The sequence below is a fragment of the Allobosea rubneri genome (assembly GCF_032464875.1).
GTDB classification, from domain to species: domain Bacteria; phylum Pseudomonadota; class Alphaproteobacteria; order Rhizobiales; family Beijerinckiaceae; genus Allobosea; species Allobosea rubneri.
Window position 1 is genome coordinate 21,761 of sequence record NZ_JAWDID010000014.1, and the last position, 25,238, is coordinate 46,998.

The window sequence follows — 25,238 nt, forward strand, 5'->3', positions numbered from 1 at the left end:
CGCCGAGCCGGCGCCTCGGCGGCGTCGGATGCGGGACCGGGCTTGCTCCTGAGTGTCAGATGACGCGCTTCAGGAAGCAGGCGAGTTCGGTGCTCTCGACATTGGCGGCGCCATGGTCCTGGAAATAGCGAATGTGCTCGCTCTGAGTGTGGTGCTTGTTCTGGGCGTCGGCGCTGGCCCAGCGCTCGACGAAGACGAAGCGGCGCGGGTCGTTCATGTCGACGAAGAGGTCGTAACCGAGACTGCCTTCCTCGCGGCGGGACGGTTCGACGACCTGGATCAGGTCCCGGCGCAAGCTCTCTTCCCGGCCCGCCTTGGCATAGAGGGAGACGAGGACATGGATCTCGCTCATTTCGGCTGCTCCTTCGGGTGGCGGGACCTGTCGTCTGGCCGAAGGAGACGATGCTCCTTCGGCGGTGGCGGCCCCAGGCAGCGAGGCGCGGGCAGGTTACTCGGTACGGTCGTAGGAGAACTGGATTCCCGCCGTGCCGCCGGTTTCGATGAACAGGTTCATGAAGGCCGGGACGGTTTCCTTGCGGGCCCAGTCGCGCTGCAGTTCGCAGAAGAGCTGCGGCACGCTGATCATCTTGCCGCCCGCCTGCTCGATCCGGCGCAGGCCGGCTTCATGCGCGGCGACCGAGGTGCCGCCGACGGCATCGGCCACGACGTAGACCTCGTAGCCCTCGGCGAGCGCGTCGAGCGCCGGGAAGGTCAGGCAGGCCTCGGTCCACAGCGCCGTCATGATCAGCTTCTTGCGGCCGGTGGCCTCGATGGCCTGGCGGAATTCGACGTCCTCCCAGGAGTTGATCGTCGTGCGGTCGATGGTCGGGATGCCCTTCAGCGCCTTCTGGATCTGCGGGATCGGCGGCTTGTTGAGGCCGGTCTTCACGTTCACCGTCGAGTGGACGATCGGCAGACCATAGGCGACGGCGGCCTTGGCGGAGCCGACGATGTTGTTGATCAGCAGCTGGCGGTCCATCGAGGCGATCGAGTTCACCTGGACCGGCTGATAGTCGATGATGACGAAGGCCGAATTCTGCGGCGTGAGAAGATGATCCTTGCGCGGATCGCGAATGGCTTCGCTGGTCATGATGTCATACTCGCTGTTGTGGCGGCACGCTGGACGGGTGCCTCGGGCGGCGAAAGCGGCAGGGACTGATCGCGCTTCCCGCATCGATCAGCCTGCGGGAGCCTAGCACCGGGCCGATCGGGCGAAAGCCGCGGCTCGGCGAACGCCGTGTTCTGTTCCAGCGAACAATCGCGCCCTGCAAGGGCTCGCCATGGCCGACCGTCCGGGCCATAGTCCCACGCGGCGGAAGCGCCGCAGCGGAGCGGCCTTCCTGATGTGTCAGGCAGATCGAGGAGCGAGCGATGAGCTGGATGCCGACCGAAGATCCGATCACCGGCGACCCGAAGTCCTGCGATGCGTTGGAGCTCGTCATCGTGCCGCGTGTGCGCGATCTCGGCGGGTTCAATGTCAGGCGCGCCCTGCCGCATGGTCGGCGGCAGATGGTCGGGCCCTTCATCTTCTTCGACCATTTCGGGCCGGTGCAGTTCATCGCCGGGCAGGGAATGGACGTCAGGCCTCATCCCCATATCGGCCTCGCGACGGTGAGCTATCTGTTCGACGGGCGCATCACCCATCGTGACAGCGAGGGCAATGTCCAGGAGATCAGCCCCGGCGCGATGAACCTGATGACGGCGGGCAAGGGGATCTCGCATTCCGAGCGCACGCCGGGAGCGGACCGCGACGGCAAGCACCAGATGTACGGGCTGCAGAGCTGGATCGCGCTGCCGGCCGGCAAGGAGGAGATCGCGCCGTCCTTCCAGCACTATGCCGCGGAAGAGATGCCGATCATCGGGGACAACGGCGTGAAGGCGCGCGTGATCGCCGGCTCGGCCTTCGGCAAGACCTCGCCGGTCGCCATGGTCTCCGACTGGTTCTATGTCGAGGTCACGCTCGGGGCGGGCATGAGCGTGCCGCTCGATGCCGACCATGAGGAGCGGGCGATCTATGTGGTGAGCGGCGAGGTCGAGATCGCCGGCGACCGCTTCGAGGGACCGCGCCTGCTGATCTTCAAGCCGGGCGACCGCATCACCGTGCGCGCGACGCAGCCGAGCGTGATGATGTTCCTCGGTGGCGCGGCGCTCGAGGGGCCGCGCTACATCTGGTGGAACTTCGTCTCCTCCAGCAAGGAGAGGATCGAGCAGGCCAAAGAAGACTGGAAGCAGGGCCGCTTCGGGCAGGTGCCCGACGAAAGCGAGTTCATTCCCCTGCCGGAATAGCCGGCGCGCCGGCGAGGAGCCTACAGATGTCGTCCGTCCATCTCGTTAGCCAAAGCGGTCTGGCCCAGGAGATCCGCGCCCGCACGCACGTCCTCAAAGCCGACGAACCGGTCGGTGCCGGTGGTACCGATACCGGGCCAGCACCCTATGAGATCCTGCTCTCGGCTCTCGCGGCCTGCACCTCGCTGACGCTGCGCATGTACGCCGATCGCAAGGGCTGGGATCTCGGCCGGATCGAGGTCGAGGCCCGTTTCCTCAGGGATGCCAATGGCGAGGAGTCGATCCGGCGCGAGGTGTTCTTCAGCCTGCCGCAGGCCGCGGACAGCCAGGAGCGTCTCGCGGCGGTCTGGGAGAAGACTCCGGTGACCAAGACGCTGAAGCGCAGCCTGCCGATCACCACGACATTCCGGCCGGCGGAATGAGAGCGGTGCGCAGGCAGGACATCGCGGGCTTCAGGCCATCAATGTCGCCGCTGCGCCGGCCTGAATGACGGCGTTGAGATCATAGTAGAGAAAGCCCGGAGCACGCCCGGCGAAGCCTGGCAGGTCGCGATAGGACAAGGGGACGCCGACCGGCCGCTTCGCCGCTGATGCCCGCGTGACGACCTTGTCGGCGGCAGCGCGCACGGCTGGGTGCTGCGGCTCGCCGCGATGGCCGAGCGACTGCGCGAGATCGGCAGGGCCGATGAACAGCGCGTCGACTTCCGCCGGCGCCATGATTGCGTCGAGCTCGCGGATCGCCTGCGGTGACTCGATCATCGGGATCAGCAGCGCGCGCTCCTCGGCCGAACGCATGGCGCGGAAGATCGCGGCGATCCGGGCGGCCTCCTCGCCGTCTGCGACACTGGGGACGATCACGCCCGCCACGTCGAGATCGAGCGCGCGCCGGAGCGCCTCGTCCGAGCTCGAAGAGGCACGGATGATCGCGGCGCCGCCATTGGCCTTGACCAGGCGAACGATCAGGTCGGCGGTCTCGATGCCGAGGCGGCCATGTTCGAGGTCGACGAAGACGAGATCGAAGCCCAGCGTCGCGACGAAGGCCGCCAGCGTCGGGGAGGCATGGCGCAGGCTGACCATGGTGAGGGCGCGCTCGCCCTGCAGCCTGCTCTTGAGGTCGTCTTTCACGGGGGATGCCCTTGTCATTGTCTCTGTCTGTCCGAAAACGAGAAGGTCAGGCCGATGCGCGGGCCTTGCTGATACGGAAACGTCGCGCCAACTCGCGCCCCGTCAGGATCTCGACGTCCTTGTCGGCTGCTGCGGCGGCGAGGAAGGTCTTGATGGCCTCGAAGCGCAGATCGTCGGTTCCCGAGACATAGGGATGAACGATGACGGTCAGCGTTCCGCCCGTCCGCTTGGCGGCGTCGAGCTTGGCGCGCCATTCGGTGACGAGCTGCTGCGGCGTGCCGGGCCCGTCGGCGCGCCTGAAATAATGGATGACGTCGATCGCGCTCCAGAGCCAGGGGATGTTGACCAGACCGGAGGGGAGGAGATTGGGCTCGCCGGCCATGGCCTTCGTCCCTGCCATCTCCTGCGCATGGGTATGATCGATGCTGCTGTCGTATTCGTAGCCGAGATCGGCGAGGATATCCGCGGCATGAGATAGCCAGAAGGTTTCACCGACTGCGTTCAAGCGCCGAATGCCCGCTGCAGGCAATAGTCGATCATCGCCGAGCCTATGATCCCGCCTGTTCGACTGAGCCTGCCGCTTTCACGACACTCGGACGCTACGAAGATGCGCTCCACAAAAGCATAGCGCGCGTCACGGGAAATCCGATGGTGATGGGATTTCTCGATACTCTGTCTTAGGTTCGCGGTCGCGTGCGGTGGCAGAGGCGGCACGACCTGGCATTCCGGCGAGCCCGCAAGCGAGAGGCCGTACTGAAGAAAGGTGGGTCGTTCTCCGCAAGGAGATCGATGAAGCGCGGCATCGAACCAAGTTGGCTTCCAAGCATGGTGAAAATCCGCCTCCGATAAACCGTGATATCTCTGGTGTATCGTGGAGTCCTGTACTCGGTATTTGAACGATCAAACGCGACCCGCCAGGTTCGAGGCATGAAGGAGTGCCTCAAGTGGATTTCAAGAACAGAGTAATCCTCGTCACCGGTGCCGGACGTGGTCTCGGCTTCGCCTATGCCCGTGCCCTCGCCGAAAGTGGCGCGACGGTCGTGCTGCAAGATATTGGAGCCGATTCCGATGGGCGACGCGAAGACCAGCGCGTGGTCGAAGACGCCGCGGCAAGCCTGCGGTCAGCAGGGTACGATGCGGTCGCACTCCACGGCGCGATCGACAGCAGGGAGGCGTGTCACCGGCTCGTCCAGCGGTGCGTTGCCGACCACGAGCGGCTCGACGGGGTGATACACAATGCCGGCTGGGTCGCCTATCAGCCGGTCGAAGAAATCGAGGAAGAAGGCTTCGATCGCATGATGGCGATTGCCGCCAAGGCACCGCTCTGGTTGGCACAGGCCGTCTGGCCGACGATGAAGGCGGCCGGGTACGGGCGCATCGTCCTCACGACCTCCTGCCGCGCGCTCTATCCGCAATATGTTCAAAAGGGCCTCGCCGCCTACGCCGCCGCCAAGCTCGCGGCGGTGGGGATCGTCAATGTGCTGGCGGCTGAGGGCGGGGCCCATGGCATTGTCGTCAACGCCATCTCGCCTGTCGCAAAGACTCGCATGTGGGGCGTCCTGGACCAACCGGAGGAACTCAGGCCCTCGGAGGTCGCGCCGGGCGTTGCCTTCCTGGTTTCGAGCGCCTGCACGGAGGGCGGGTGGGTCTTGCGTGCCGCCAACGGGCAGTTCCATGCGACCCGCAGCGTCGAAGCGCTCGGCGTGAACTATCCGCGTGACCTGCAAGGCATCTGCGCCACAACCACGGAAGAGGTTGCGGCGCAGTGGTCGCGCATCGCTCTTGCCAACCGGGAGCCGCGCGCATGACCGAAGCGACGGTCGCCTTGGCAAGCCGGGCCATCCTCGGCGAGTGTCCGGTCTGGAGGTATCTTACCGTCTGGTCTTCCATGTAGCCAATGAATCGGATGCAACCGGCCCAGCATCACTTTCGATCAGTGCCGGCACCTCGCGAGCCGACTACGCAGTACCTCTCGATCAGAGAGGGGCCCGGCGCGGAAGGCCTCTCTTTAAAGGGACGCCGGGCGGGGTTGGCGGCGATCGTCCGCGCCGTGGCTGGCACAGGACGCGCCAGGCCCTCGTCTGCGGGATGTGCCGCGGCGTCGGACAGGCGCTGGCCTACGGTGCAGGTGGCGGCGCAAATGAGCCTCAGGAGCTGGCGCGCGCCGCGAGCGTGAAGCCGACATTTTCGCGGATGGCGGTCCCGGCAGCCTTGCCATCGCCGAGGCCGACGATCAGTCCGGCGGTGCGCAGGCCGATCTCGCGGCGTGGAATCGAGAGGGCCGTCAGGGCCGGCGAGAGCTGCCGGCAGATTTCGTGATCGTCGAAGGAGGCGATGGCGATGTCCTCTGGCACACGGCGCCCTGCCTTCTGGCAGGCGAGCAGCGCGCCGATGGCGAAGACGTCGCCCGCGCCGATGATCGCGTCTAGCTCCGTGCCGGAGCCCAGGAGGCGCCCGGCGGCGGCGATCGCAGCCTCGTACCCGCCGGCACTTTCGACGATCAGCTCGGGAGCGATCTCGATACCGGCCTCCTGTAAGGCGGCGCGATAGCCGTCGAGACGGCGGCCGGCGCGGGTCGAAAGCGCGACTGGCAGGTTGAGGAAGCCGATCCGGCGACGGCCGCGCGCCAGCAGATGGCGCGTCAGGGCCGCAGCCGCATCCTTGTTGGAAAAGCTGAGATTGTGCTGGACGGGATCGTCGACGAGATCGCCGACCTCGATCACGGGTACGTCGAGCCGGCGCAGGCGCGCGACCGTTTCCGGCCTGTGCGCGGTCTCGTGCAGCACCAGCGCGCGGGGCTTCAGGGTGAGACATTCGGCGATCAAGCGGTCCTCGGCGTCGGGGCGGCGCCCGGCATCTCCGGCCGTCAGGAGCAGGCCGTTCTCCGCCAGCCCGTCGGACAGGCCCTGGAGAAAGGCCGCGAACAGGCTGTTCTCCAGAGAGGGCACGATTGCCGCGACCATGCGGGACACGCCCGAGCGCAGCGCGCCCGCCAGCCGGTGCGGCACATAGCCGATCTCGTCGGCGGCGCTTTCGATCCGGAGCAAGGTCGCCGCGGCCACTGTCTTGGGCGCGCTGAACGCGCGAGACACCGTCATGATGGAAACGCCGGCACGTTTCGCTACGTCGCGTATCGTGGCGTTGCCGGAGCCTTCTTCTGCGGGGTCGCGCATGCGGCCTTGCTGTCCTCGTTCGTGATGTCCGGTGCACATTGCTTGCTCGTGGGCGTCTTGACAATCACAAATGATAACGTTCACAGTTAACGTTATCATGGATAGATCGAGAACGCTCGTGACTGGTCGACCCCACTCCGAATGCAAGCCGCTTATCGTCTGTGCGGCGCTGACCGGCGGCCTGCCGCCCCATGCCGCCGGCTCGGGCCATCCGCTCGATCAGGCTGCCATCGTCGAGGACGCGCTCGTCTGTCATGCCGCCGGAGCGGCCGTCATCCACATCCACGCGAGACTGGCGACCGGCGAGACCACGATGGAGCCGGCAGCCTATGCCGCGATCGCCGGAGCCATCCGGGCGCGCGGCTGCGATGCCGTGCTCGATTTCTCGGCCGGCGACGATGGTGGGCGGGCTTCGCATGCGCAGCGTCTGGCTGTGGTCGGGGCAGGTGCCGAAATCGTCAGCTTCGCCGGCGGAAGCTTCAATCTCGCCGAGCGGCTCTACGACAATCGCCCGAGCTTCCAGACCGCCCTGGCTGCGGCGATTGCGCATGCCGGCTTGCGCCCGGAAATCGAGATCTTCGACAGTGCCCATCTCCAATGCGTGCCACGGCTCGCCGCGGCGGGGATCGACCAGCCGCTCTTCTTCCAGTTCGTGATGGGGCTGCCCGGGACGCTGAAGCCGGACCCGGAGCTGCTGGACTGGCTGCTTCGCCAGCTGCCGGACGGGAGCGAATGGTCGGTCTCGGCGCAGACCGGCCCCGATATCGCGGCGCATGCCGGTCTTCTCGAGCGGGCGGTCGCCCATGGCGGGCATGTCCGAACCGGCTTCGAGGATATCAGGCTGATGAATGACGGGTCGCCGGCGCCCGGAAACGCCGCTCTCGTCGGGCAATGGGTGGAATACGCGGCGAGGCGCGGGCGGCCGGTGGCGTCGCCTGCCGTGGCAAGGCGGTTACTGGGCATCGCGCCACGCGGCGCGCGTTTCGCGAAAGACCAAGAATATGGGAGGACAGGCCATGACGAAACCGACACGGCGAACATTCGCTAAGGGGATGCTGGGCTGCGGCCTGGCGGCGTTCCCTGGCATTGTGCGAGCGCAGGGGACGTGGCCCAACCGACCGGTCCGCATCCTGACGCCCTTCGCGGCCGGCGGGGCGGCGGATGCGCTGGCGCGCATCCTCGCCGAGCAGTTCCAGAGCGCCAGCGGGCAGCCGCTCGTCGTCGAGAACAAGCCCGGCGCCGGCGGCACGCTGGCTGCGGCCGAGATCGCACGCAGCACGCCCGACGGGCATGCCCTGCTGCTCGGCGACATCGGGGCGAATGCGGTTGCCCAGTCGCTGTTCGTCAGCCTGCCCTACAATGTCGAGAGCAGTTTCAGGCATGTGATCCATCTGGCGAATCTGCCGATGGTGATGATCGGCCATCCCAGCGTCGCCGACGGAACCGTGAAGGGCGTCATCGCGCTCGCCAAGGCGAAGCCGGGCACGTTGAACTACGCATCGGCCGGCCCCGGCGGGGCATCGCACCTGATGATGGAGCTGTTCAAGCGCTCTGCAGGGGTGGAGATCGTCCATGTTCCCTATCGCGGCGGTAGCCCGGTGCTGCAGGCGACGATGACGAACGAGGTGCAACTCGCGATCTCGACCATTTCGACCTCGCGCAGCTTCATCGAAGCGAATTCGGTGAGGGCGATCGGGGTCGGCAGCGCCGAGCCGGTCAAGGCCCTGCCGGAGGTGAAGCCGATCAGCGCCGATGTGCCGGGCTTCGAGGCCCTGACCTGGCACGGAATCCATGTCGCGGCGGAGACCCCGCCCGAAATCGTGGTGCAGATCAATTCGCTCTTCAACAAGCTCATCGCCTTGCCGGAGGTGCAGCGACGGTTCGCGATCCAAACCGCCGAGCCTGTCGGCGGGACGCCGGCCGACTATGCCGCCTTCGTTGCCCGCGAAACCGCGAAATGGGGCGAGGTCGTCCGCAACGCGAAGATCAAGCCGGCCTGAGCCGTGTTGCGGCGGGGCGCAGAAGCGCCTCGCCTGTCCCCGTACCTGACTTGAATGTTCCGCGAGCCCTGGCCCGGTTTCGCGATCACGGAAGCATGCCCCGATCGCGGCCTGCCGGTCTCTGACCGACGCGAAGATCGCGGGGACCAGCCCCTCTGAAAAGGGCCGCGAGAGGCCCGATGCCGCGCCGCCCCTGATCCTACCGCGGTCCGCCGCGGCGGTCTCGCCCTGTCGCCAAGCCCATCCCTGCTCGCGTCATCCAGCCCCACTGACGCACCTCGATGGTGGTCTGCGGCAGCCGCAGCAAGGCAGGCGCCGAGAAATGCCTCGCCGGCAGCTTGACAGCATCAAAAGTTGCTGTTTCATTGAATAGAAATAAATTCCACTCAGTAGAAATTAAGGAAACGCTCAATGCTGAACCGCACGCCGCCCGCCGCGCCTGTTGCCTACGAGATGCTGATCGGGGGAGAATGGCTGTCCGCTGCGTCCGGCGCTCGCATGGACAGCGTCGATCCCTATCTCGGGACGGTGTGGGCAAGCGTCCCCGACGCTGGCGAGACCGACGTCGCGGCGGCTGTCGGGGCGGCGCGCGAGGCTTTCGACAACGGGCCGTGGGGCCGGGCGACGGCGCGCGAGCGGGCCGGTCTGCTGCGCCGGCTCGCCGACTTGATCGCCCGCGACGCCGAGCGCCTCGCTGTGATCGAGAGCCGCGACAACGGCAAGCTCGTGCGGGAGATGACCGCGCAATGGCGTTACCTGCCGGAGTGGTTCCATTACTTCGCCGGTGCGGCCGAGCGGATCGAGGGCGCGACGCTCCAGTCCGACAGGCCCAACTTCACGGCCTTCACCCGCAAGGAAGCCGTCGGCGTCGTCGCCGCGATCACGCCCTGGAATTCGCCGGGCCTGCTCCTCGCCTGGAAGCTTGCGCCGGCCCTCGCCGCCGGCTGCACCTTCGTCGTCAAGCCGTCCGAATACACGCCGGTCTCGGCGCTGGAGCTCGGCAAGCTGTTCGACGAGGCGGGTTTCCCGGCCGGCGTGTTCAACGTGGTCACTGGCGGCCCCGAGGCTGGCCGCGCTCTGGTCGGCGATCCCCGTGTCGACAAGATCGCCTTCACTGGCTCGACAGATGTCGGCAAGGCGATCGCCAAGGCGGCGGCCGACAACCTGACCGGCGTCCTGCTCGAACTCGGCGGCAAGTCCCCGAACATCGTCTTCGCCGACTGCGATCCAACCGCCGCCGCCAACGGCATCGTCGCCGGCATCTTCGCCGCGTCGGGGCAGAGCTGCATGGCCGGCTCGCGCCTCGTCATCCAGCGCTCGATCATGGACGAGGTCCTCGGCCGCGTGATCGAGCGAGCCAAGGCGATCAGGATGGGCGACCCGACCCTGCCGGAAACGGAAATGGGCCCGGTCGCGACGCCGCAACAGCACCGGAAGATCCTGGGCATGATCGAGCAGGCCGTCGCCGAGGGAGCCAGGCTCGCCTGCGGCGGTGGCTCGGGCGAGGCGGGCGGCCTGTTCGTGCAGCCGACCATCCTGGTCGATGTCAGCCCACAGATGACGATCGCGCAGGAGGAGGTGTTCGGGCCGGTGCTCTGCGTGCTGCCCTTCGACACCGAGGAGGAGGCGGTCGCGCTCGCCAATGACAGCCGCTTCGGTCTGGCGGCCGGCGTCTGGACGCTGAACGTCCAGCGGGCGCATCGGATGGCAGGCCGGCTGCGGGCCGGCACGGTCTGGATCAACGCCTACCGGGTCGTCGCCTACAACGCGCCCTTCGGTGGCTACAAGCAGTCCGGAGCCGGGCGCGAGAACGGGCTGCACGCGGTCGACGAGTATCTCGAAACCAAGACCGTCTGGATCGAGCTTTCAGGCGCGACCCGCGATCCCTTCACCATCGGCTGAGGGGACGAGCATGACAGCCCCGCCTGCCGCAGCGGCCGCGCCGCTGCTCGCCATCACCGATCTCTCGGTCACCTATGCCGGCTCGATCGCCGCCCTGCGCGGGATCAGCCTGCAGGTACCCCGCAGCGGCATCGTCGCGCTGCTCGGCGCCAATGGCGCCGGAAAGACTACGACCCTACGGGCCGTTTCCGGCCTGCTCGGCTGGCATCGCGGCCGGATCGGCGGCGGTGATGTCCGCTTCGACGGCGACAGCATCGCGGCGTTGGGCGGCGCGGCGCTGGTGCGGCGCGGGATCGCGCAGGTCATGGAAGGACGGCGCATCTTCGCCGAGCTCTCGGTCGAGGAGAACCTGCGGCTGGGCGCCTTCACCCGCCATGACGTTGCCGGCGTCCGCCGCACGCTCGAGGAGGTTCTCGAGCAGTTTCCGATCCTGCGCGAGCGCTACAGGCAGGCGGCCGGGTATCTCTCCGGCGGCCAGCAGCAGATGCTGGCGATCGGCCGTGCCCTGATGGCGGGGCCGAAGCTGCTGCTCCTCGACGAGCCGTCGCTCGGCCTGGCCCCGATCATCGTGCAGCAGATCCGCGAGGTCATCCGTCGTATCGCCGACAACGGTGTCGCAGTCATGCTGGTCGAGCAGAACGCCGACATGGCGCTGTCGCTCGCCGACCACGGCTACATCCTCGAGAACGGCCGTATCGCGCTCGAAGGCACCGGCGCCGCCCTGAAGGCCGATCCTGCGATCCGGGAGCTCTATCTCGGCATCGTCGGCGCCAGCGATGGCGAGCTCGCGGTGGCTGCGGGAGACGCGCGATGAACCCGCTGCTCTGCGTGCGCGACATCCATCTCAGCTTCGGCGGCGTGAGAGCGCTGAACGGGATTTCCTTCGATATCCAGCCCGGAGAGATCTTCTCGATCATCGGACCCAACGGCGCCGGCAAGACCACGATCTTCAACTGCCTGAGCTGCCTCTACCGTCCCGACAGCGGCTCGATCCGGCTGGAGGGGAAGGAACTCGTCGGCCGGCCGCCCAAGGACCTCGCGGCGCTGAAGATCGCGCGGACCTTCCAAAATCTCGGCCTGTTCGAGCAGCTGAGCGTGATGGAGAACGTGCTGCTCGGCCGCCATCACCTGATGGCGACCTCGACGCTCGGCAACGCGTTGCGGCTGGGCTCGACCCGGCGGGAGGAAGCGGAGCATCGCGCCCGCGCCGAAGAAATCCTCGGCCTGTTCGACCTGCGCAAGCTGGCGGGCACTGCTATCGGCGTTCTGCCCTATGGCGTGCGCAAGCTCGTCGAGATCGCCCGCGGCCTGGCGATGGAACCGAAGCTGCTCCTTCTCGACGAGCCGGTCGCCGGCATGAACCACGAAGAGACCGCTGGGATCACCGAGGCGATCCTGCGGGTACGCGATCGCTACGGCACCGGCATGGCGCTGGTCGAGCACGACATGCGGATGGTCATGGCGATCTCGGATCGCGTCATGGCGATCGACTTCGGCCAGCACCTGGCCACCGGCAAGCCCGCCGAGGTCCAGAACGATCCACGCGTCATCGAAGCCTATCTGGGGAGGGCCGCATGAGCGAGCTCGTGCAACTCGTCATCGGCGGCCTGTCGCTGGGCGCGCTCTATGCGCTGCTCGCGCTTGGTTTCGTCGTCGTCTACAAGTCGACCGGCGTCCTGAACTTCGCCCAGGGTGGGCTCGTCCTCTGCGGCGCCTATTTCTGCTATGCGCTGGGCGCGCGCTGGGGGCTGCCCTTTCCCCTCGCCATGCTGCTGGCCGTGCTGGGCACCGCGCTCGTGGCGGTGGTGGCCGAGCGCTTCGTCATGCGCCGCCTGATCGGCAAGCCGGTCTTCGCGGTGATCATGGTGACCTGGGGGCTGCTGATCGTGATCGAGCAGTTCCCGGCCTCGGTCTGGGGCTATGACCTGCTGCCGCTGGGCGACCCGTGGGCCATGAACATGGCGGGCGTCGGCAATATCCAGATCCTGACCGTCGATCTCTGGACGCTCGGCATCAGCGCCGTGGTGATGGCGGCCGTCTACGTCTTCTTCCGCTATTCGCGTTACGGCCTCGCCATGCGCGCCTCCGCCTTCGATCAGGAAGCGGCGATGGCACAGGGTGTCTCTCCGGCCCTGGTCTTCGCGCTGGCCTGGGCGATTGCCGGCGTCATTGCCGCCCTGGCCGGCATCATGCTCTCCGGTGGGGTGAGGGGGCTCAGCCCCGAGCTCTCGCTCGTCGCTTTGCGGGCGTTCCCCGCGATCATCCTGGGTGGCATAGACTCGCCGGTCGGCGCCGTGGTCGGCGGCCTCGCCATCGGCGTCGCCGAGGTACTGACGGCGAGCTACGTCGCCCAGCACGCGCCCTGGCTCGGTCAGAACTTCCATCTCGTGATGCCCTACGTGCTGATGACGGCGTTCCTGCTCGTTCGCCCCTACGGCATGTTCGGCACGCAGGCGGTGCGGAGGGGATGATGCACGCCCGCACCGATCTCCGTCCGATGGACTCTCTCGCCATGCCGGCGGCTCGCCCGCCGGCCAGCATTCGGCCCGCGACGCTTTTCGCCAGCCTCGCTGCGATCGCCGTCCTGCCCTTCGTCGTGCCGGATTTCTGGCTCTCGATCCTCAATTATGCGGGGATCGCGGCGGTCGGCGCCATCGGGCTCAACCTGCTCACCGGCAGCACCGGCCAGGTCTCGCTCGGCCAGCCCTTCTTCATGGGTGTCGGCTGCTATGTCGCCGCCTATGTCGGGCAGGATCTCGGCCTGCCGCTGCCGCTCTGGCTCGCGGCGGCGGTGCTGGCCGGCGGCCTGATGGGTGCGCTTGTCGGGCCGGCGGCGCTGCGGCTGCGCGGGCATTATCTCGTCATCGTCACGCTCGGCCTCGTGCTCGTCGGCCTGCATCTCTGGCAGAACCTGCCGGTGCTGACGGGCGGCGCCAACGGCCGCAGCATCACGCTGGCCGCGACGCTCGGCCCGCTCGATTTTTCGGCCCTGTCGCTGGGCGGCGCCGCGCTCGCCCGCAACCAGGGCTGGTTCATCCTGATCTGGCTGTGCGCGCTCCTCGCCGCCGTGCTGGCGCTCAACCTGCTCAACTCCCGCGCGGGGCGCGCCTTCATGGCGATCCGCGACCGCGAGATGACGGCGTCGGTGATCGGCATCAGCGTCTCACGCACCAAGATCGTCGCCTTCGTGATCTCCAGCATGTTCGCCGCGGCGGGCGGAGCGCTCTATGGCGGTTATGTCCGCTATGCCGCGCCGGTCGAATGGGACCTGCTGCTCGGCGTCCAGTACCTCGCCATGATCGTCGTCGGCGGCACCGGCTCGGTGCTTGGCTCGGTCCTGGGCGCGCTGTTCATCACCTTGCTGCCGCAGGTCGTGAAGCTCGCCAGCCCGATCCTGCCTTTCGTCTCGATCACGCCCGGCGATGGCGGGGTGATCAGCCTCTTCGCGCTCAATCAGATCCTCTTCGGCTCCTTCATCATCGGCTTCCTGATGTTCGAGCCGCGCGGGATCGCCGGACTTCTCGGCCGCATCGCCGGCCGCTTCGACCAAGCAAAAAAGAACTGAGGGAGGACAACATGATCTGGAAGACAGCTTTCGCGGCCGCCGTCGCGACCATGATGGCGGGGCTGCCGGCAGCCGCGCAAAGCGAGCCGAAGCCGGTCCCGGGCTTCGACGGCAAGGCCATCCGCCTCGGCGTGATCCAGCCGCTCACCGGACCGGCCGCCGTGCTCGGTCAGCCGGTTGTCGCCGGCGTCCGGACCTGGTTCGAGGCGATCAACCGCGAGAAGGGCGGCCTGGGCGGCAAGTACAAGGTCGAGCTCGTCATCGAGGACCACCAGAACCTGCAGCCGGCGACGGTCCAGGCCTACAACAAGATCAAGAACGACGTCGTGATGATCGCGCAGCTCTTCGGCACGCATACGACGCTCGCCGTCCTGCCCCAGGTCAACGACGACAAGATGGTCGTGGGGGCCGGCGGCTACGACTACGTCTTCTTCAAGGAGAAGCAGCTGCTGCCGGTCGGCGCGCCCTACCAGATCATGGCGATCAACGCCGTCAGCCACCTCTGGAACGAGGGCGGGCAGAAGGGCAAGACGCTCTGTGGCCTGATCCGCGACGACCCCTACGGTGCGGCGGGCCTGGAAGGCATCGAGTTCGCCGCGAAGAACCTCGGTGCGAAGATCGGCGCGGTCGTGCGCTTCTCGATCGCCGATCAGGACTTCAGCGGCCAGATGGCCCAGCTCAAGGCGGCCAATTGCGAGGTCGTCTACGTCACGACCATCCCGCCGCAATGGGTGCGCATGGTCGGCAATGCGGTGCGGATCAACTTCGCGCCGCTCTGGCTCGGACAGTTCCCGACCTGGTCGGGCGTGCTGACCGACAGCCCGGCCTACAGCTACATGGAGAAGAACCTCGTGGTCGCCAGCGAGGGGCCGGAATGGGGCGATGCCTCGGTGCCCGGCATGGCGCGGCTGGTCGAGCTGCAGAAGAAATACGCGCCCGACGCCAAGCCCGATTTCTTCTTCACCATCGGCTACAAGGCGGCGCAGGCTGCAACGCAGGTGCTCGAAGCTGCGATCAAGAGCGGCGACCTCAGCCATTCCGGCCTGGCCAAGGCCTATGACTCGATCGCCTCGATGAGCTTCGACGGCATTACCGGCGACCATGTCTTCGGCCCGGTCGAGAAGCGCCGGCCGCCGCTGACCTCCAGCCTGTTCAAGGTCAACAAGGCCAAGCCCTACGGCCTTGAAGGGGTGAAGACCAACTTCTCCAGCGACCTCGCGGCCAAATACGCCGCCGAGCACGCGAACTGACGGCCGGGGCGCGGCCGGCCCGCGGTCGCGCCCGCCCCAACCATCCACGGAAGACGACATCATGATCGCGAATTTCTACATGCCGACGCGGCTGGTCCACGGCCCCGGCGCCCTGTCCCGCCTGCCGGAACTCGTTCGTGCCAATCGCATCAATCGCCCGCTCGTCGTGTCCGATCCCGCGATCGCGGCGACGCCCTTCTACGGGCAGGCGCTCGCCGCGCTGAAGGAGGCCGGCTGCGACGTCGCGACCTTCGAGGAGTGCTGGATCGATGCGCGGCTCTCCCATGTCGACGCGCAGGCCGAGCGGGTGCGCCGGGAGGACCGCGACGGTATCGTCTCGATCGGCGGCGGCTCGGTGATGTGCACCGGCAAGGGCATCGCCATCGTCGCCCCCAATGGCCGCAGCTTCGCCGACATGACCGGCGTTGCGAATTTCAGCGCGCCGGCCCTGCCGATGATCATGGTGCCGACAACGGCCGGCTCCGGCTCCGAGGTCTCGCAATTCACTCTGGTCAAGGACGAGACGAGCCACCGCAAGCTCGTCGGCGGCGGGCCGCTGAGCTTCCCGCAGGTCGCGATCCTCGATCCGGTCACGCTCGAGACCTTGCCGGCGCGTGCGGCCGCGGCCTCGGCGGTGGATGCCTTGACCCACGCCGTCGAGGCGCTGTTCTCCTCGCTGGCGACACCGCTGACCGATGCGCTGGCGCTGGAAGCCGTCCGCCTGCAGGCCGGCAGCATGCGCCGGTCGATCCTGTCGGACGACATGGCGGCGCGGGCCGACAATCTGCTCGCTTCGGCAATCGCCAACATTGCCTGCGGCAACAGCCGCCTCGGCCTCGCCCATACCCTGTCGCTGCCGCTCGAGGCGCGGCTCGACCTGCCGCATGCCATCGGCGTCGGCGTCCTCATCCCGCGGATCGTCGCCTTCAACGCCCCGGTCGCGCCGGCCAAGGCGGAGAAGCTCGCCGTCGTGCTCGGTGCCCGGCCGGGGGTGGATCTCGCGGAAACCGTCGCGGCGATCCGCGCCGCGCTCTTCGCCCTCTTCGACGATATCGGCTTCCCCACGGCCTTCTCGCCGGAGCAGCTGCCGCGCGAACGGCTCGCGGAAATGGCCGAAGCGGCGATTCCCGGCCTCTATGGCGGCGCGATGCCGGACCGCGCCGTGCGCGACAGCGACCTCATCCATCAGCCGGGCGTGCGCCGCACCAGCGTCGCCCAGGCCCGCGCCATCTTCGAACAATGCTACGGCTGAAGGAGCGGTCATGAAGATCGAGAACAGCTTCACCGTCGCCCTGCCGCCAGGCGAAACCTGGCGTGTCCTGCTCGACATTCCGGCGATCGCGCCCTGCATGCCGGGGGCCGAACTGCTCGGCGTCGAGAACGATCGGACCTATCGGGGCAAGGTCAATGTCAAGCTCGGACCCGTCGCCGTGTCGTTCCAGGGCAAGGCCCAGTTCGTCGAGATCGACGAAACGGCACATCTGGCGCGCGTCAAGGCGTCCGGCGCGGAGCTGAAGGGCCGCGGCAATGCGGCGGCTGATGTGTCGTTCAAGCTCACGCCGGATGCGGGAGGCACCCGCGTCCATGTCACGACCGACGTCAACCTCGCCGGGGCCGTTGCGCAATATGGCCGGGCACAGGGCGTGATCGCCGGCGTCGCCCAGGTCCTGATCGATCAGTTCGCAACCAATCTGCGCAACCAGCTGGCGGCGAGCGGCGCGGCGACGCAGGCGGGTGTTGCACCGGCGGCTCCGAACTCAACCGCCGGCCCGGCGCCGGCCCCCAGCCTTTCCCTCGTCTCGCTGATCATCGCCTACATCCGCAGCCGCCTCGGCCGGCTGTCGCAACGGAGCTCGTCATGACCCCGGATCTCGCCCAGTCTGTTCCGAACCTGATCTCGGACAAGCTCGTCACGCTCGCTGCCGACGGCAGCGCCAGCCTGGAGGGCGGGCGCTGCAAGGCCTGCGCTGCGCTGAGCTTCCCTCGCGCGGAAGTCTGCACCGAATGCCTGTCGCTGGAGGTCGATGGCACAGCGCTGTCCAGCGAAGGCCGGCTCTATTCCTACTCCGTGGTCCATCAGGCGCCGAAGGGTTGGAAGGTGCCTTATGCCCTTGGCTACGTGGACTTGCCCGAAGGCGTTCGGGTCCTCGCGCATATCGATGCGCCGCTTCAGGCCATCGCGATCGACCAGCCGGTCAGGCTCTCGCTCGGGGTCGTCGCGACGGATGCGTCGGGCGCCGATCTTTCGACCTACACCTTCGTTCCGGCGTGAGGAGCCCGCTCATGAACACCGCATCGCTGCGCGAGGTCTGCGTCGTCGGAACGGGCCTCGTCCCGTTCGGCAAGCAGCCGGACAAGACGCTCGCCGAAATCGCCTGGCCCGCCGTCAGGGAAGCCATCCTGGAATCCGAACTGCCGCCTAAGCAGATCGACGCCGTCTTCTGCGGCACGGCACTCGGCGGCATGCTCGCCGGCCAGCGCATCATGAAATCGCTCGGCATCAGCGGCATGCCGATCATCAATGTCGAGAATGCCTGCTCGTCGAGCTCCTCGGCGCTCTCCGTCGCCTGGCTCTCGGTCGCCAGCGGCCAGCATGACGTCGTGGTCGTGATCGGCGCCGAGAAGCTGACCAAGTTCGGCGGTGGCACGCTGCCGCTGGAGCGCGAGGACTGGGAGGTCAACCAGGGCATGGTGATGCCGGCGCTCTATGCGATGCGCGCGCGCCGCTACATGCATGAATACGGGCTGACGGAGGCGCAGCTCGCCCAGGTCTCGGTCAAGGCGCATGATCACGGTGCGCTGAACCCCTATGCCCAGATCCGCAAGCGCGTGACGCTCGACGAGGTGATGTCGGCGCGCCCGGTCACCGACCCCTTCACCCTCTGGCATTGCTGCCCGACCGGGGATGGCGCTGCGGCGGTCGTCCTCGCCGCCGGCGACATCGCCCGTAGGGGGGACGCCAAGCCGGTGCGTGTCGCCGCCTCCGAGGTCACCTCCGGCATCTACACCGACCACTACCGCGACATGACCTGGGCGGAGCTGACCGCGCGAGGCGCCAAGGGCGCCTATGAGATGGCCGGCATCGGCCCGGAGGACATCGACGTCGCCGAGATCCATGACGCCTTCACCATAGCCGAGCTGATGTATTACGAGGCTTTCGGCTTTTGCGAACGCGGCGGGGCCTATGAGCTGCTCGACAGTGGCGCGACCTCGCTCGGCGGCAAGCGGCCGGTCAATCCGTCCGGGGGCCTGCTGTCGCGAGGGCATCCGATCGGCGCGACCGGGGTCGCCCAGGCCGTCGAGATCACGCGCCAGCTGCAGGGCCGCGCCGGCGAGCATCAGGTCGAGGGCGCGCGCACCGGGCTGACCCACGCCACGGGCGGCGGCATCGCCGGTCTCGACCACGGCGCCTGCTCGATCCACGTGTTCGCCCGATGAAGCCGGCTCCCTTCGACTATCACGCGCCGGGCACGCTCGCCGAGGCGGTCGGCCTGCTCGCCAGCCTGGAGAACGCCAAGCTCCTCGCCGGCGGCCAGTCGCTCGTGCCGATGATGAACTTCCGCTATCTGCTGCCGGATCATCTTATCGATCTGAACGGCATCGCCGAGCTCGCCGGCATCACTCTTCTCGGCGATCGCCTGCGGATCGGCGCGATGACGCGCCAGCGCGAGCTGGAGTTCTCGGCGATCGTGGCGCAACGCTGCCCGCTGCTCAAGGAGGCGCTGGCGCATGTCGGCCATCGCCAGACGCGCAATCGCGGCACGATCGGCGGCAGCCTCTCGCATTTCGATCCCTCGGCCGAGCAGCCGACGGTTTGCGCCGCCCATGACGCGGTGGTCGAGATCGCCTCGCCGGGCGGGACGCGGCGCGTGCCCTTCGCCGAGTTCGGGCTCGACTTCATGACGACAGCAGTCGGGCCGGATGAAGTCCTGAGCGCGATCGAGCTGCCGCTCTGGTCGCCGGGCCATGGCTGGGGGTTCCATGAGTTCGCGCGCCGACGAGGCGACTTCGCGATCGTCGCGAGCGCAGCTTTGATCGAGCGCGACGGCTCAGGCCGGATCGCGCGGGCCTCTGTGACGCTCGCGGGCACCGGGACCGGGCCGCTGCGCTTGCCTCGGCTCGAGGATGCGCTGGTCGGCACGGTTCCCGAGGCGGGTGCCCTCGCCGAGGCGGCGGAGCTGGCGGGAGAGATCGACGCCGTCTCGGACATCCATGCCAGTGGCGATTATCGCCGGCATCTCGCGCGCGTGCTGACCGGCCGGGCGCTGGCAGACGCCGCGCGCCGCGGGGGTTGAGGACAGGTCATGACCAAGAAATCCGTGAAACTCACAGTCAACGGCAAGCCCTACGAGGCGGTGATCGACCCCCGTCTGACGCTTGCCGATTTCCTGCGCCACGCGCTCGACCTGACCGGCACCCATGTCGGCTGCGAGCATGGCGTCTGCGGCGCCTGCACCGTGCTGGTCGACGGCCGCTCGGCGCGCTCCTGCCTGATGTTCGCCGTGCAGGCGAACGGACGCGATGTCACGACGATCGAGGGGCTCGCTCCGGCGGGTGGCGAGCTCAATGTCTTGCAGCGCGCCTTCAGAGAACACCACGCGCTGCAATGCGGCTTCTGCACGCCGGGGATGCTGACCACCCTGACCGAGTTGCTGCGCGACAACCCAGCGCCGACCGAAGAGGAGGTGCGCGACGTGATCACCGGAAATCTCTGCCGCTGCACCGGCTATGCCGGCATCGTCGCGGCGGCGCTCGACGCGGCCGAGCGGCTGCGCGCCGGGGAGGCCTGAGCCATGGGCGTCAAACAGTTCGGAGCCCGCGTCGCGCGCCTCGAGGACCCGGCCCTGCTGACCGGCCGTGGTCGCTATGTCGACGACATCAAGCTGCCCGGCATGCTGCATGCCTGCTTCGTGCGCTCGCCGCATGCCCATGCCCGACTAGGGGCGATCGACACCGAGGCCGCCCGGCAGATGCCCGGGGTGCATGCGGTGCTGACGGCGGACGATCTGCCGGGGGCGATGGCGACCTCTCGCATGCCGATGCTCGTCCCCAATGCCGCCATCGCCGCTCTGAGGACGCAGCACTGCCTGGCGCGCGAGGAGGTCTGCTACGTCGGACAGGCCTTCGCCGTCGTGTTCGCCGAGAGCCGTTATCTCGCCGAGGATGCCGCGAATGCGGTCTTTGCAGATCTCGACCCGCTGCCGGCGGTGAGCGATTGCAAGGCGGCGGTTCAGGCCGGCTCCCCGGTCGCCCATGCCGATCTGCCGGACAATATCGCCTCGACCTTCAAGATGGCCTATGGCGACGCCTCCGCCGCCTTCGCCGGGGCGGCCCATGTCTTCAAGGAGACGCTGTTCCAGCATCGCGGCGGCGGCATGGCCCTGGAGACGCGCGGCGTCGTCGCGCAATACGACAAAGTAGGCGACATGCTCACCGTCTGGTCGGCGACGCAGACCCCGCATATTGGCCGGCGCATGATCGCCGACCTGCTCGGGCGCAGCGTCGAGAAGATCCGCGTCGTCGCCCCCGATGTCGGCGGCGGCTTTGGTCCGAAGGCGATCTTCTATCCGGAGGAAGCAGTGATCGCCGCGGCGGCGCTGTCGCTCGGCGTTCCCGTGAAATGGACCGAGGATCGGCGCGAGCATTTCCTCTGCGCGACGCAGGAGCGCGACCAGCACTGGGAGGTCGAGATCGCGGTCGATTCCGAGGGCCGCATCAAGGGCGTGCGCGGCAGCCTGCTGCACGACACCGGCGCCTTCGTGCCCTGGGGCGTGATCATGCCCTATATCGCGGCCGCGACCATGCCCGGCCCCTATGTCCTGCCGGCCTATGAACTCGACGTCACGGTGGCGCTGACCAACAAGGTCGCGACAACGCCGGTGCGCGGCGCCGGCCGGCCGCAGGCGGTCTTCGCCATGGAGCGCCTGATGGACCGCGTGGCGAGCGAACTCGCACTCGACCCCGCGGAGGTCCGGCGGCGCAACTTCATCCAGCCGGAGCAGATGCCCTATTCGGTGGGGCTCACCTTCCGCGATGGCAAGCCGCTGGTCTATGACAGCGGCGATTATCCCAAGGCGCAGGCCGAGGCTCTGGCCTTAGCCGGGTACGACGGCTTCCCGGCCAGGCAGGCCGAGGCCCGCCGGCAGGGGCGCTATCTCGGCATCGGCATCGCCAACTATGTCGAAGGCACTGGCCTCGGCCCGTTCGAGGGCGTCACCATCCGGATCCAGCAGAACGGCAAGGTCGCGGTCGCGACCGGCGCCACCAATCAGGGGCAGGGCACCCGAACCACCCTGTCCCAGATCGTGGCGGATCGGCTCGGCTGCCGGATCGAAGACATCGAGATGAGCATCGGCGACACCGCGACGATCGCCAACGGCGTCGGAGCCTTCGCCAGCCGCCAGGCGGTCAATGCCGGTTCCTCCGCGGCGATCGCTGCTGATGTCGTGCGCCAGCAGGTGCTGAAGCTCGCGGCGCGGGCACTCGGGGTTCCGGAAGGAGAGATCGCGATCGAGGACGGGCGGGCGACGGCGCTCGGCGGCAACAAGCCGGAGATCGGCTTCGGCGAGCTCGCCAGGATGTCGCAGGGCATGCCCGGCTTCTCGATGCTGGCCGGCGATCAGCCGGGATTGGAGCACACCGCCTATTTCACGCCGCCGCAGGCATCCTATTGCAGCGGCACCCATGTCGTGGAGGTCGAAGTCGACATCGAGACCGGCGCGGTGCGCATCCTCGGCTACAGCGTCGCCCATGACAGCGGCAACATCATCAACCCGCTGATCGTCGATGGGCAGGTCCAGGGCGGCGTCGCGCACGGCATCGGCAATGCGATGTTCGAATTCATGAAATACGACGAGAACGCTCAGCCGCTGACCACGACGTTCGCCGACTATCTGATGCCGATGGCGACGGATGTGCCGGATTGCCGGATCGCCCATGTCGAGACGCCGAGCCCGCTCAATCCGCTCGGGGTCAAGGGGGCGGGCGAGGGCGGCACCATCCCCGCCGCGGCGGCGATCGTCTCCGCGATCGAGAATGCGCTAGGACCGTTCGGCGTCCGCTTCGCCGAGACGCCGCTCACCCCAGAGCGCATCGTGGACGCGCTCGCCGAGGCGGGCGCCTATCGGAGAACAGTCAATGGCCGGTAAGGGCGAGTCGCTCGGTACGGTGCAGCGCGTGGTCGAGGTGCTGCGCCACCTCGCCGAGCGCGGGGACACGACGATCAAGGATCTGTCGGCCGCGATCGGCCTCGTGCCCAGCACCTGCCATCGCATGCTCGATCTCCTGGTTAAGGAAGGGCTCGCCGAGCAGGCTGGCGAGCGGCGGGGCTATCATCTCGGACCGGAGTTCTTCCGGCTCGCGGCGCTGGTCAACACCCGCCAGGACATCCGCAGCCTGGCCCGGCCCTTCCTGCAGCAGGTCGTCGACGCTTGCGACGAGACCTGCGTGCTGTGCCTCTACGTGCCGGCCGACCGCAACATGATCTTCGCCGAAAAAAGCGATTCGAGTCAGCTGCTACGCTACCAGCTGAAGCTCAACAGCCCGCAGCCCGTGCTGTGGGGCGCGAGCGGACGTGCCATCCTCGCCCATCTCCCGCGGGAGGACCGCCGTCGGATCTACGAGGAGGCGGAGGACGCGCCGGCTTCGCACGAGAAGCGTCCGCCGCTCGAGGAGCTGGAGGCCGAGCTCTCTGCGATCCGTGCCCGCGGCTATGCAGTCTCGCACGGCCAGAAGATCGCCGGGGCCGTCGGCATCAACTCTGCCGTCTTCAACGCCGCAGGCGCCGTTGTCGGCAGCCTGGGCGTCACCGTTCCCCAGCAGCGCATGGTCGCGACCGACGAGGCCAAGCTCGGCCTGCTCGTGCGTCAGCACGCGGCCGCTCTGTCGCATGCGCTGGGCGCGCCCCTGTCCAAGCCAGCCGAAAACGAGATCATCCCCGCATGAATGCTCACGCTTCCCCGCAAGGGCCGACCGGTGAAGGGCCGCTGCGTCATCTGCGCGTCCTCGACCTGACCCAGTTCCTCTCCGGCCCCTATGCCACCCAGATCCTCGGCGACCTCGGCGCCGACATCATCAAGGTGGAGACGCCGGACGGCGACATGACGCGCGTGCTGCCGCCGCATTTCGTCGGGCCCGACAGCGCCTATTACCTCAGCGTCAACCGCAACAAGCGCAGTCTCGCCGTCGACATGAAGACGCAGGAAGGACGCGATCTCGTCCGCGACCTCGCCCTCGCCAGCGATGTCGTGATCGAGAATTTCCGGCCCGGCGTGATCGAGCGGCTCGGTCTGTCCTTTGCCGATCTCTCGGCAAGCAAGCCGGAGCTGATCTGGTGCTCGATCAGCGGCTTCGGCCAGGACGGTCCGTATCGCGACCGGCCTGCCTATGACATGATCGTCCAGGCGATGTCCGGCGGCATGTCGCTGACCGGAGAGACCGATGGTCATGCCGTCCGCTCGGGAATTCCGCTCGGCGACCTCGCTGCCGGCATGTACGGCGTCATCGGCATCCTCGCCGCGCTTTCCGACCGGGACCGCACGGGCAAGGGCCGCTGCGTCGACATCGCGATGCTGGATTGCCAGATCTCGATGCTGAGCTACCAGGCTGCCTACTACCTGGCTTCGGGCCATGCGCCTGGCCGGCAGGGCCGCGGCCACGATTCGATCCCGACCTATCGCTCCTTCACCTGCGGCGACGGCGCCGACGTCGTGATCACCGCCAACACCGAGCGCATGTGGAAGGCGCTTTGCGAGGTGCTCGGCCGTCCCGATCTCGCCGAGGACGAGCGCTTCCGCGTCAACCAGCTGCGCTATCGCAACCGTCAGGCGCTGTGGGAGATCATCGAGGCGATCTTCGCGACGCGACCGGCCGCCGTTTGGGTCGAGGCGCTGGTTGCGGCCGAAATCCCGGCCGCTGCCGTGAACACGCTCGACCGCAGCCTGAACGACCAGCAGGTGCTCTACCGGAACATGGTGCTGCAGCTCGCCGGCCGCGATGGCGAGGTGCTGAGGGTTGCGGGCAATCCGGTGAAATTCGTAGGCGAGCCGGAGATCGAACATCGCTTCCCGCCGCGGCTCGGCGACGACGAGGATCTGGTCTTCTCGGAGCTGCTGAAGCTCAGCCCGGAGCGGATCGGCGCTCTGCGCGAGAGCGGCGTCATCGGCAGGCGTGTGACGGCCGCGCAGCAGGGGCAGAAAGAGGTGAGAGCATGACGGGGCCGAGCGAGGGTATCAGGGCGCAGGCGGTTGATGGTGGCTTCGCCGTCACGATCGACCGCGCCGAACGGGGCAACATGCTGACGCTCCCGATGATCGCGGCTCTGGCGCAGGCGGTTCGTGACACTCCGAGAGAGGCCAAGTTCGTGCATCTATCGGGCGCAGGCGCGGATTTCTGCCGCGGGCGCGATCCGCAAGGGGCGCCTGCCGCCGCTACGGCACTTGAGATCCGTGCGGCGCTGATCGAGCCGATCCTTTCGCTCTACGACGCGCTCTCGCATTGCCCGGTGCCGGTGGTCTGCAGTGTGCGCGGCGCCGCGCGTGGCCTCGGAGCTGCCTTGGCTACCGCTTGCGACGTCACCATCGCCGCCGAAAGTGCGCGCTTCGACCTGCCGGAAATGGAGAGGGACCTGCCGCCGACGCTCGCCATCTCCGCGATGATGCGCAAGGTGTCGCCGAAGGCGCTGGCGCTGATGGTCTATGGCATGGAGCCGGTCGAGGCGCGCGAGGCTCAGATGCTGGGGCTCGTCAGCAAGGTAGTGTCCGACGACGCGCTCACCCCCGAGACCGAGCGCCTGCTGGGGACGCTGCGCGCGCGCAGCCGCGAGGCGCTCGTCGCGGTCAAGGACTACCAGCGGGCCGCGCCGGAGCTGGGGGCGCGCTCCGGCCGCGATCTGGCGGCGAACCTGCTGGCTTCCGTGCTGTCGTCGAAGGCGCGCTGAT

At 67.9% G+C, this 25,238-nt stretch carries 26 protein-coding genes; 21 read left to right on the top strand and 5 right to left on the bottom strand.

Annotation, left to right across the window (positions count from 1 at the left end; translation table 11 throughout):
• Window positions 1–55: 55 nt before the first annotated feature.
• Entirely contained in the window at window positions 56–352 is a 297-nt protein-coding gene (locus tag RKE40_RS11465; RefSeq protein WP_316018374.1) for a putative quinol monooxygenase, read from the bottom strand.
• 96 nt (window positions 353–448) lie between these two features.
• Window positions 449–1,090, bottom strand: a complete 642-nt coding sequence (locus RKE40_RS11470) for a hydrolase (protein WP_316018375.1) — start codon at window positions 1,088–1,090, stop codon at window positions 449–451.
• A gap of 281 nt (window positions 1,091–1,371) precedes the next feature.
• Here RKE40_RS11470 and RKE40_RS11475 point away from each other — a divergent pair, with 281 nt between their 5' ends.
• Window positions 1,372–2,286 carry a pirin family protein gene (locus tag RKE40_RS11475; protein WP_316018376.1) on the top strand — a complete coding sequence of 305 codons (915 nt, stop codon included), beginning with the start codon at window positions 1,372–1,374 and terminating at the stop codon, window positions 2,284–2,286.
• Between the two features lie 26 nt (window positions 2,287–2,312).
• A complete protein-coding gene (locus RKE40_RS11480; protein WP_316018377.1) occupies window positions 2,313–2,708 on the top strand; it encodes an OsmC family protein in 396 nt (131 codons plus the stop codon).
• 30 nt (window positions 2,709–2,738) lie between these two features.
• On the opposite strand, the gene RKE40_RS11485 is transcribed toward RKE40_RS11480, so the two are convergent.
• Both RKE40_RS11485 and RKE40_RS11490 read right to left on the bottom strand, forming a co-directional pair.
• Window positions 2,739–3,410, bottom strand: a complete 672-nt coding sequence (locus RKE40_RS11485; RefSeq protein WP_316018378.1) for an HpcH/HpaI aldolase family protein — start codon at window positions 3,408–3,410, stop codon at window positions 2,739–2,741.
• A gap of 46 nt (window positions 3,411–3,456) precedes the next feature.
• Window positions 3,457–3,915, bottom strand: coding sequence for a polysaccharide deacetylase family protein (locus RKE40_RS11490; protein WP_316018379.1), 459 nt, complete (start codon window positions 3,913–3,915; stop codon window positions 3,457–3,459).
• 439 nt (window positions 3,916–4,354) lie between these two features.
• Between RKE40_RS11490 and RKE40_RS11495 the strand changes: the two genes are divergently transcribed.
• The gene (locus RKE40_RS11495; protein ID WP_316018380.1) at window positions 4,355–5,218 is read left to right on the top strand and encodes an SDR family NAD(P)-dependent oxidoreductase; all 864 of its coding nucleotides are present in this window, start codon (window positions 4,355–4,357) and stop codon (window positions 5,216–5,218) included.
• A gap of 339 nt (window positions 5,219–5,557) precedes the next feature.
• Here RKE40_RS11495 and RKE40_RS11500 read toward each other — a convergent pair whose 3' ends face one another.
• Window positions 5,558–6,583 carry a LacI family DNA-binding transcriptional regulator gene (locus RKE40_RS11500; protein WP_316018381.1) on the bottom strand — a complete coding sequence of 342 codons (1,026 nt, stop codon included), beginning with the start codon at window positions 6,581–6,583 and terminating at the stop codon, window positions 5,558–5,560.
• Between the two features lie 118 nt (window positions 6,584–6,701).
• Between RKE40_RS11500 and RKE40_RS11505 the strand changes: the two genes are divergently transcribed.
• The 18 genes from RKE40_RS11505 to RKE40_RS11590 all read left to right on the top strand — a co-directional run bounded on the left by RKE40_RS11505 (window position 6,702) and on the right by RKE40_RS11590 (window position 25,237).
• Window positions 6,702–7,631 carry a beta-keto acid cleavage family enzyme gene (locus RKE40_RS11505; RefSeq protein ID WP_316018382.1) on the top strand — a complete coding sequence of 310 codons (930 nt, stop codon included), beginning with the start codon at window positions 6,702–6,704 and terminating at the stop codon, window positions 7,629–7,631.
• On the top strand, window positions 7,600–8,583 hold the full coding sequence (locus tag RKE40_RS11510) for a Bug family tripartite tricarboxylate transporter substrate binding protein (RefSeq protein WP_316018383.1): 984 nt from the start codon (window positions 7,600–7,602) through the stop codon (window positions 8,581–8,583). Before RKE40_RS11505 ends, RKE40_RS11510 begins: the two co-directional genes overlap by 32 nt.
• Before the next feature lie 411 nt (window positions 8,584–8,994).
• Window positions 8,995–10,485, top strand: a complete 1,491-nt coding sequence (locus tag RKE40_RS11515; RefSeq protein ID WP_316018384.1) for an aldehyde dehydrogenase — start codon at window positions 8,995–8,997, stop codon at window positions 10,483–10,485.
• A 10-nt stretch (window positions 10,486–10,495) separates the two neighbouring features.
• On the top strand, window positions 10,496–11,299 hold the full coding sequence (locus tag RKE40_RS11520; protein WP_316018385.1) for an ABC transporter ATP-binding protein: 804 nt from the start codon (window positions 10,496–10,498) through the stop codon (window positions 11,297–11,299).
• The gene (locus RKE40_RS11525; protein WP_316018386.1) at window positions 11,296–12,063 is read left to right on the top strand and encodes an ABC transporter ATP-binding protein; all 768 of its coding nucleotides are present in this window, start codon (window positions 11,296–11,298) and stop codon (window positions 12,061–12,063) included. The genes RKE40_RS11520 and RKE40_RS11525 overlap by 4 nt, the downstream gene beginning before the upstream one ends.
• On the top strand, window positions 12,060–12,956 hold the full coding sequence (locus RKE40_RS11530; protein WP_316018387.1) for a branched-chain amino acid ABC transporter permease: 897 nt from the start codon (window positions 12,060–12,062) through the stop codon (window positions 12,954–12,956). The genes RKE40_RS11525 and RKE40_RS11530 overlap by 4 nt, the downstream gene beginning before the upstream one ends.
• On the top strand, window positions 12,956–14,050 hold the full coding sequence (locus tag RKE40_RS11535; protein WP_316018388.1) for a branched-chain amino acid ABC transporter permease: 1,095 nt from the start codon (window positions 12,956–12,958) through the stop codon (window positions 14,048–14,050). The genes RKE40_RS11530 and RKE40_RS11535 overlap by 1 nt, the downstream gene beginning before the upstream one ends.
• An 11-nt stretch (window positions 14,051–14,061) precedes the next feature.
• On the top strand, window positions 14,062–15,300 hold the full coding sequence (locus RKE40_RS11540; RefSeq protein WP_316018389.1) for an ABC transporter substrate-binding protein: 1,239 nt from the start codon (window positions 14,062–14,064) through the stop codon (window positions 15,298–15,300).
• A 61-nt stretch (window positions 15,301–15,361) separates the two neighbouring features.
• The gene (locus RKE40_RS11545) at window positions 15,362–16,552 is read left to right on the top strand and encodes an iron-containing alcohol dehydrogenase (RefSeq protein WP_316018390.1); all 1,191 of its coding nucleotides are present in this window, start codon (window positions 15,362–15,364) and stop codon (window positions 16,550–16,552) included.
• A 10-nt stretch (window positions 16,553–16,562) separates the two neighbouring features.
• Entirely contained in the window at window positions 16,563–17,162 is a 600-nt protein-coding gene (locus RKE40_RS11550) for an SRPBCC family protein (RefSeq protein WP_316018391.1), read from the top strand.
• On the top strand, window positions 17,159–17,572 hold the full coding sequence (locus RKE40_RS11555) for a Zn-ribbon domain-containing OB-fold protein (protein WP_316018392.1): 414 nt from the start codon (window positions 17,159–17,161) through the stop codon (window positions 17,570–17,572). The genes RKE40_RS11550 and RKE40_RS11555 overlap by 4 nt, the downstream gene beginning before the upstream one ends.
• Window positions 17,573–17,583: 11 nt before the next feature.
• Entirely contained in the window at window positions 17,584–18,738 is a 1,155-nt protein-coding gene (locus RKE40_RS11560; RefSeq protein WP_316018393.1) for a thiolase family protein, read from the top strand.
• On the top strand, window positions 18,735–19,595 hold the full coding sequence (locus tag RKE40_RS11565; protein WP_316018394.1) for an FAD binding domain-containing protein: 861 nt from the start codon (window positions 18,735–18,737) through the stop codon (window positions 19,593–19,595). The genes RKE40_RS11560 and RKE40_RS11565 overlap by 4 nt, the downstream gene beginning before the upstream one ends.
• Window positions 19,596–19,604: 9 nt before the next feature.
• Entirely contained in the window at window positions 19,605–20,090 is a 486-nt protein-coding gene (locus RKE40_RS11570; protein WP_316018395.1) for a (2Fe-2S)-binding protein, read from the top strand.
• A 3-nt stretch (window positions 20,091–20,093) separates the two neighbouring features.
• Window positions 20,094–22,448, top strand: a complete 2,355-nt coding sequence (locus tag RKE40_RS11575) for a molybdopterin cofactor-binding domain-containing protein (protein WP_316018396.1) — start codon at window positions 20,094–20,096, stop codon at window positions 22,446–22,448.
• On the top strand, window positions 22,438–23,244 hold the full coding sequence (locus RKE40_RS11580; RefSeq protein ID WP_316018397.1) for an IclR family transcriptional regulator: 807 nt from the start codon (window positions 22,438–22,440) through the stop codon (window positions 23,242–23,244). Before RKE40_RS11575 ends, RKE40_RS11580 begins: the two co-directional genes overlap by 11 nt.
• Window positions 23,241–24,512, top strand: coding sequence for a CaiB/BaiF CoA transferase family protein (locus tag RKE40_RS11585; RefSeq protein ID WP_316018398.1), 1,272 nt, complete (start codon window positions 23,241–23,243; stop codon window positions 24,510–24,512). Before RKE40_RS11580 ends, RKE40_RS11585 begins: the two co-directional genes overlap by 4 nt.
• Window positions 24,509–25,237, top strand: coding sequence for an enoyl-CoA hydratase/isomerase family protein (locus RKE40_RS11590; RefSeq protein WP_316018399.1), 729 nt, complete (start codon window positions 24,509–24,511; stop codon window positions 25,235–25,237). Before RKE40_RS11585 ends, RKE40_RS11590 begins: the two co-directional genes overlap by 4 nt.
• Window position 25,238 lies beyond the last annotated feature (1 nt).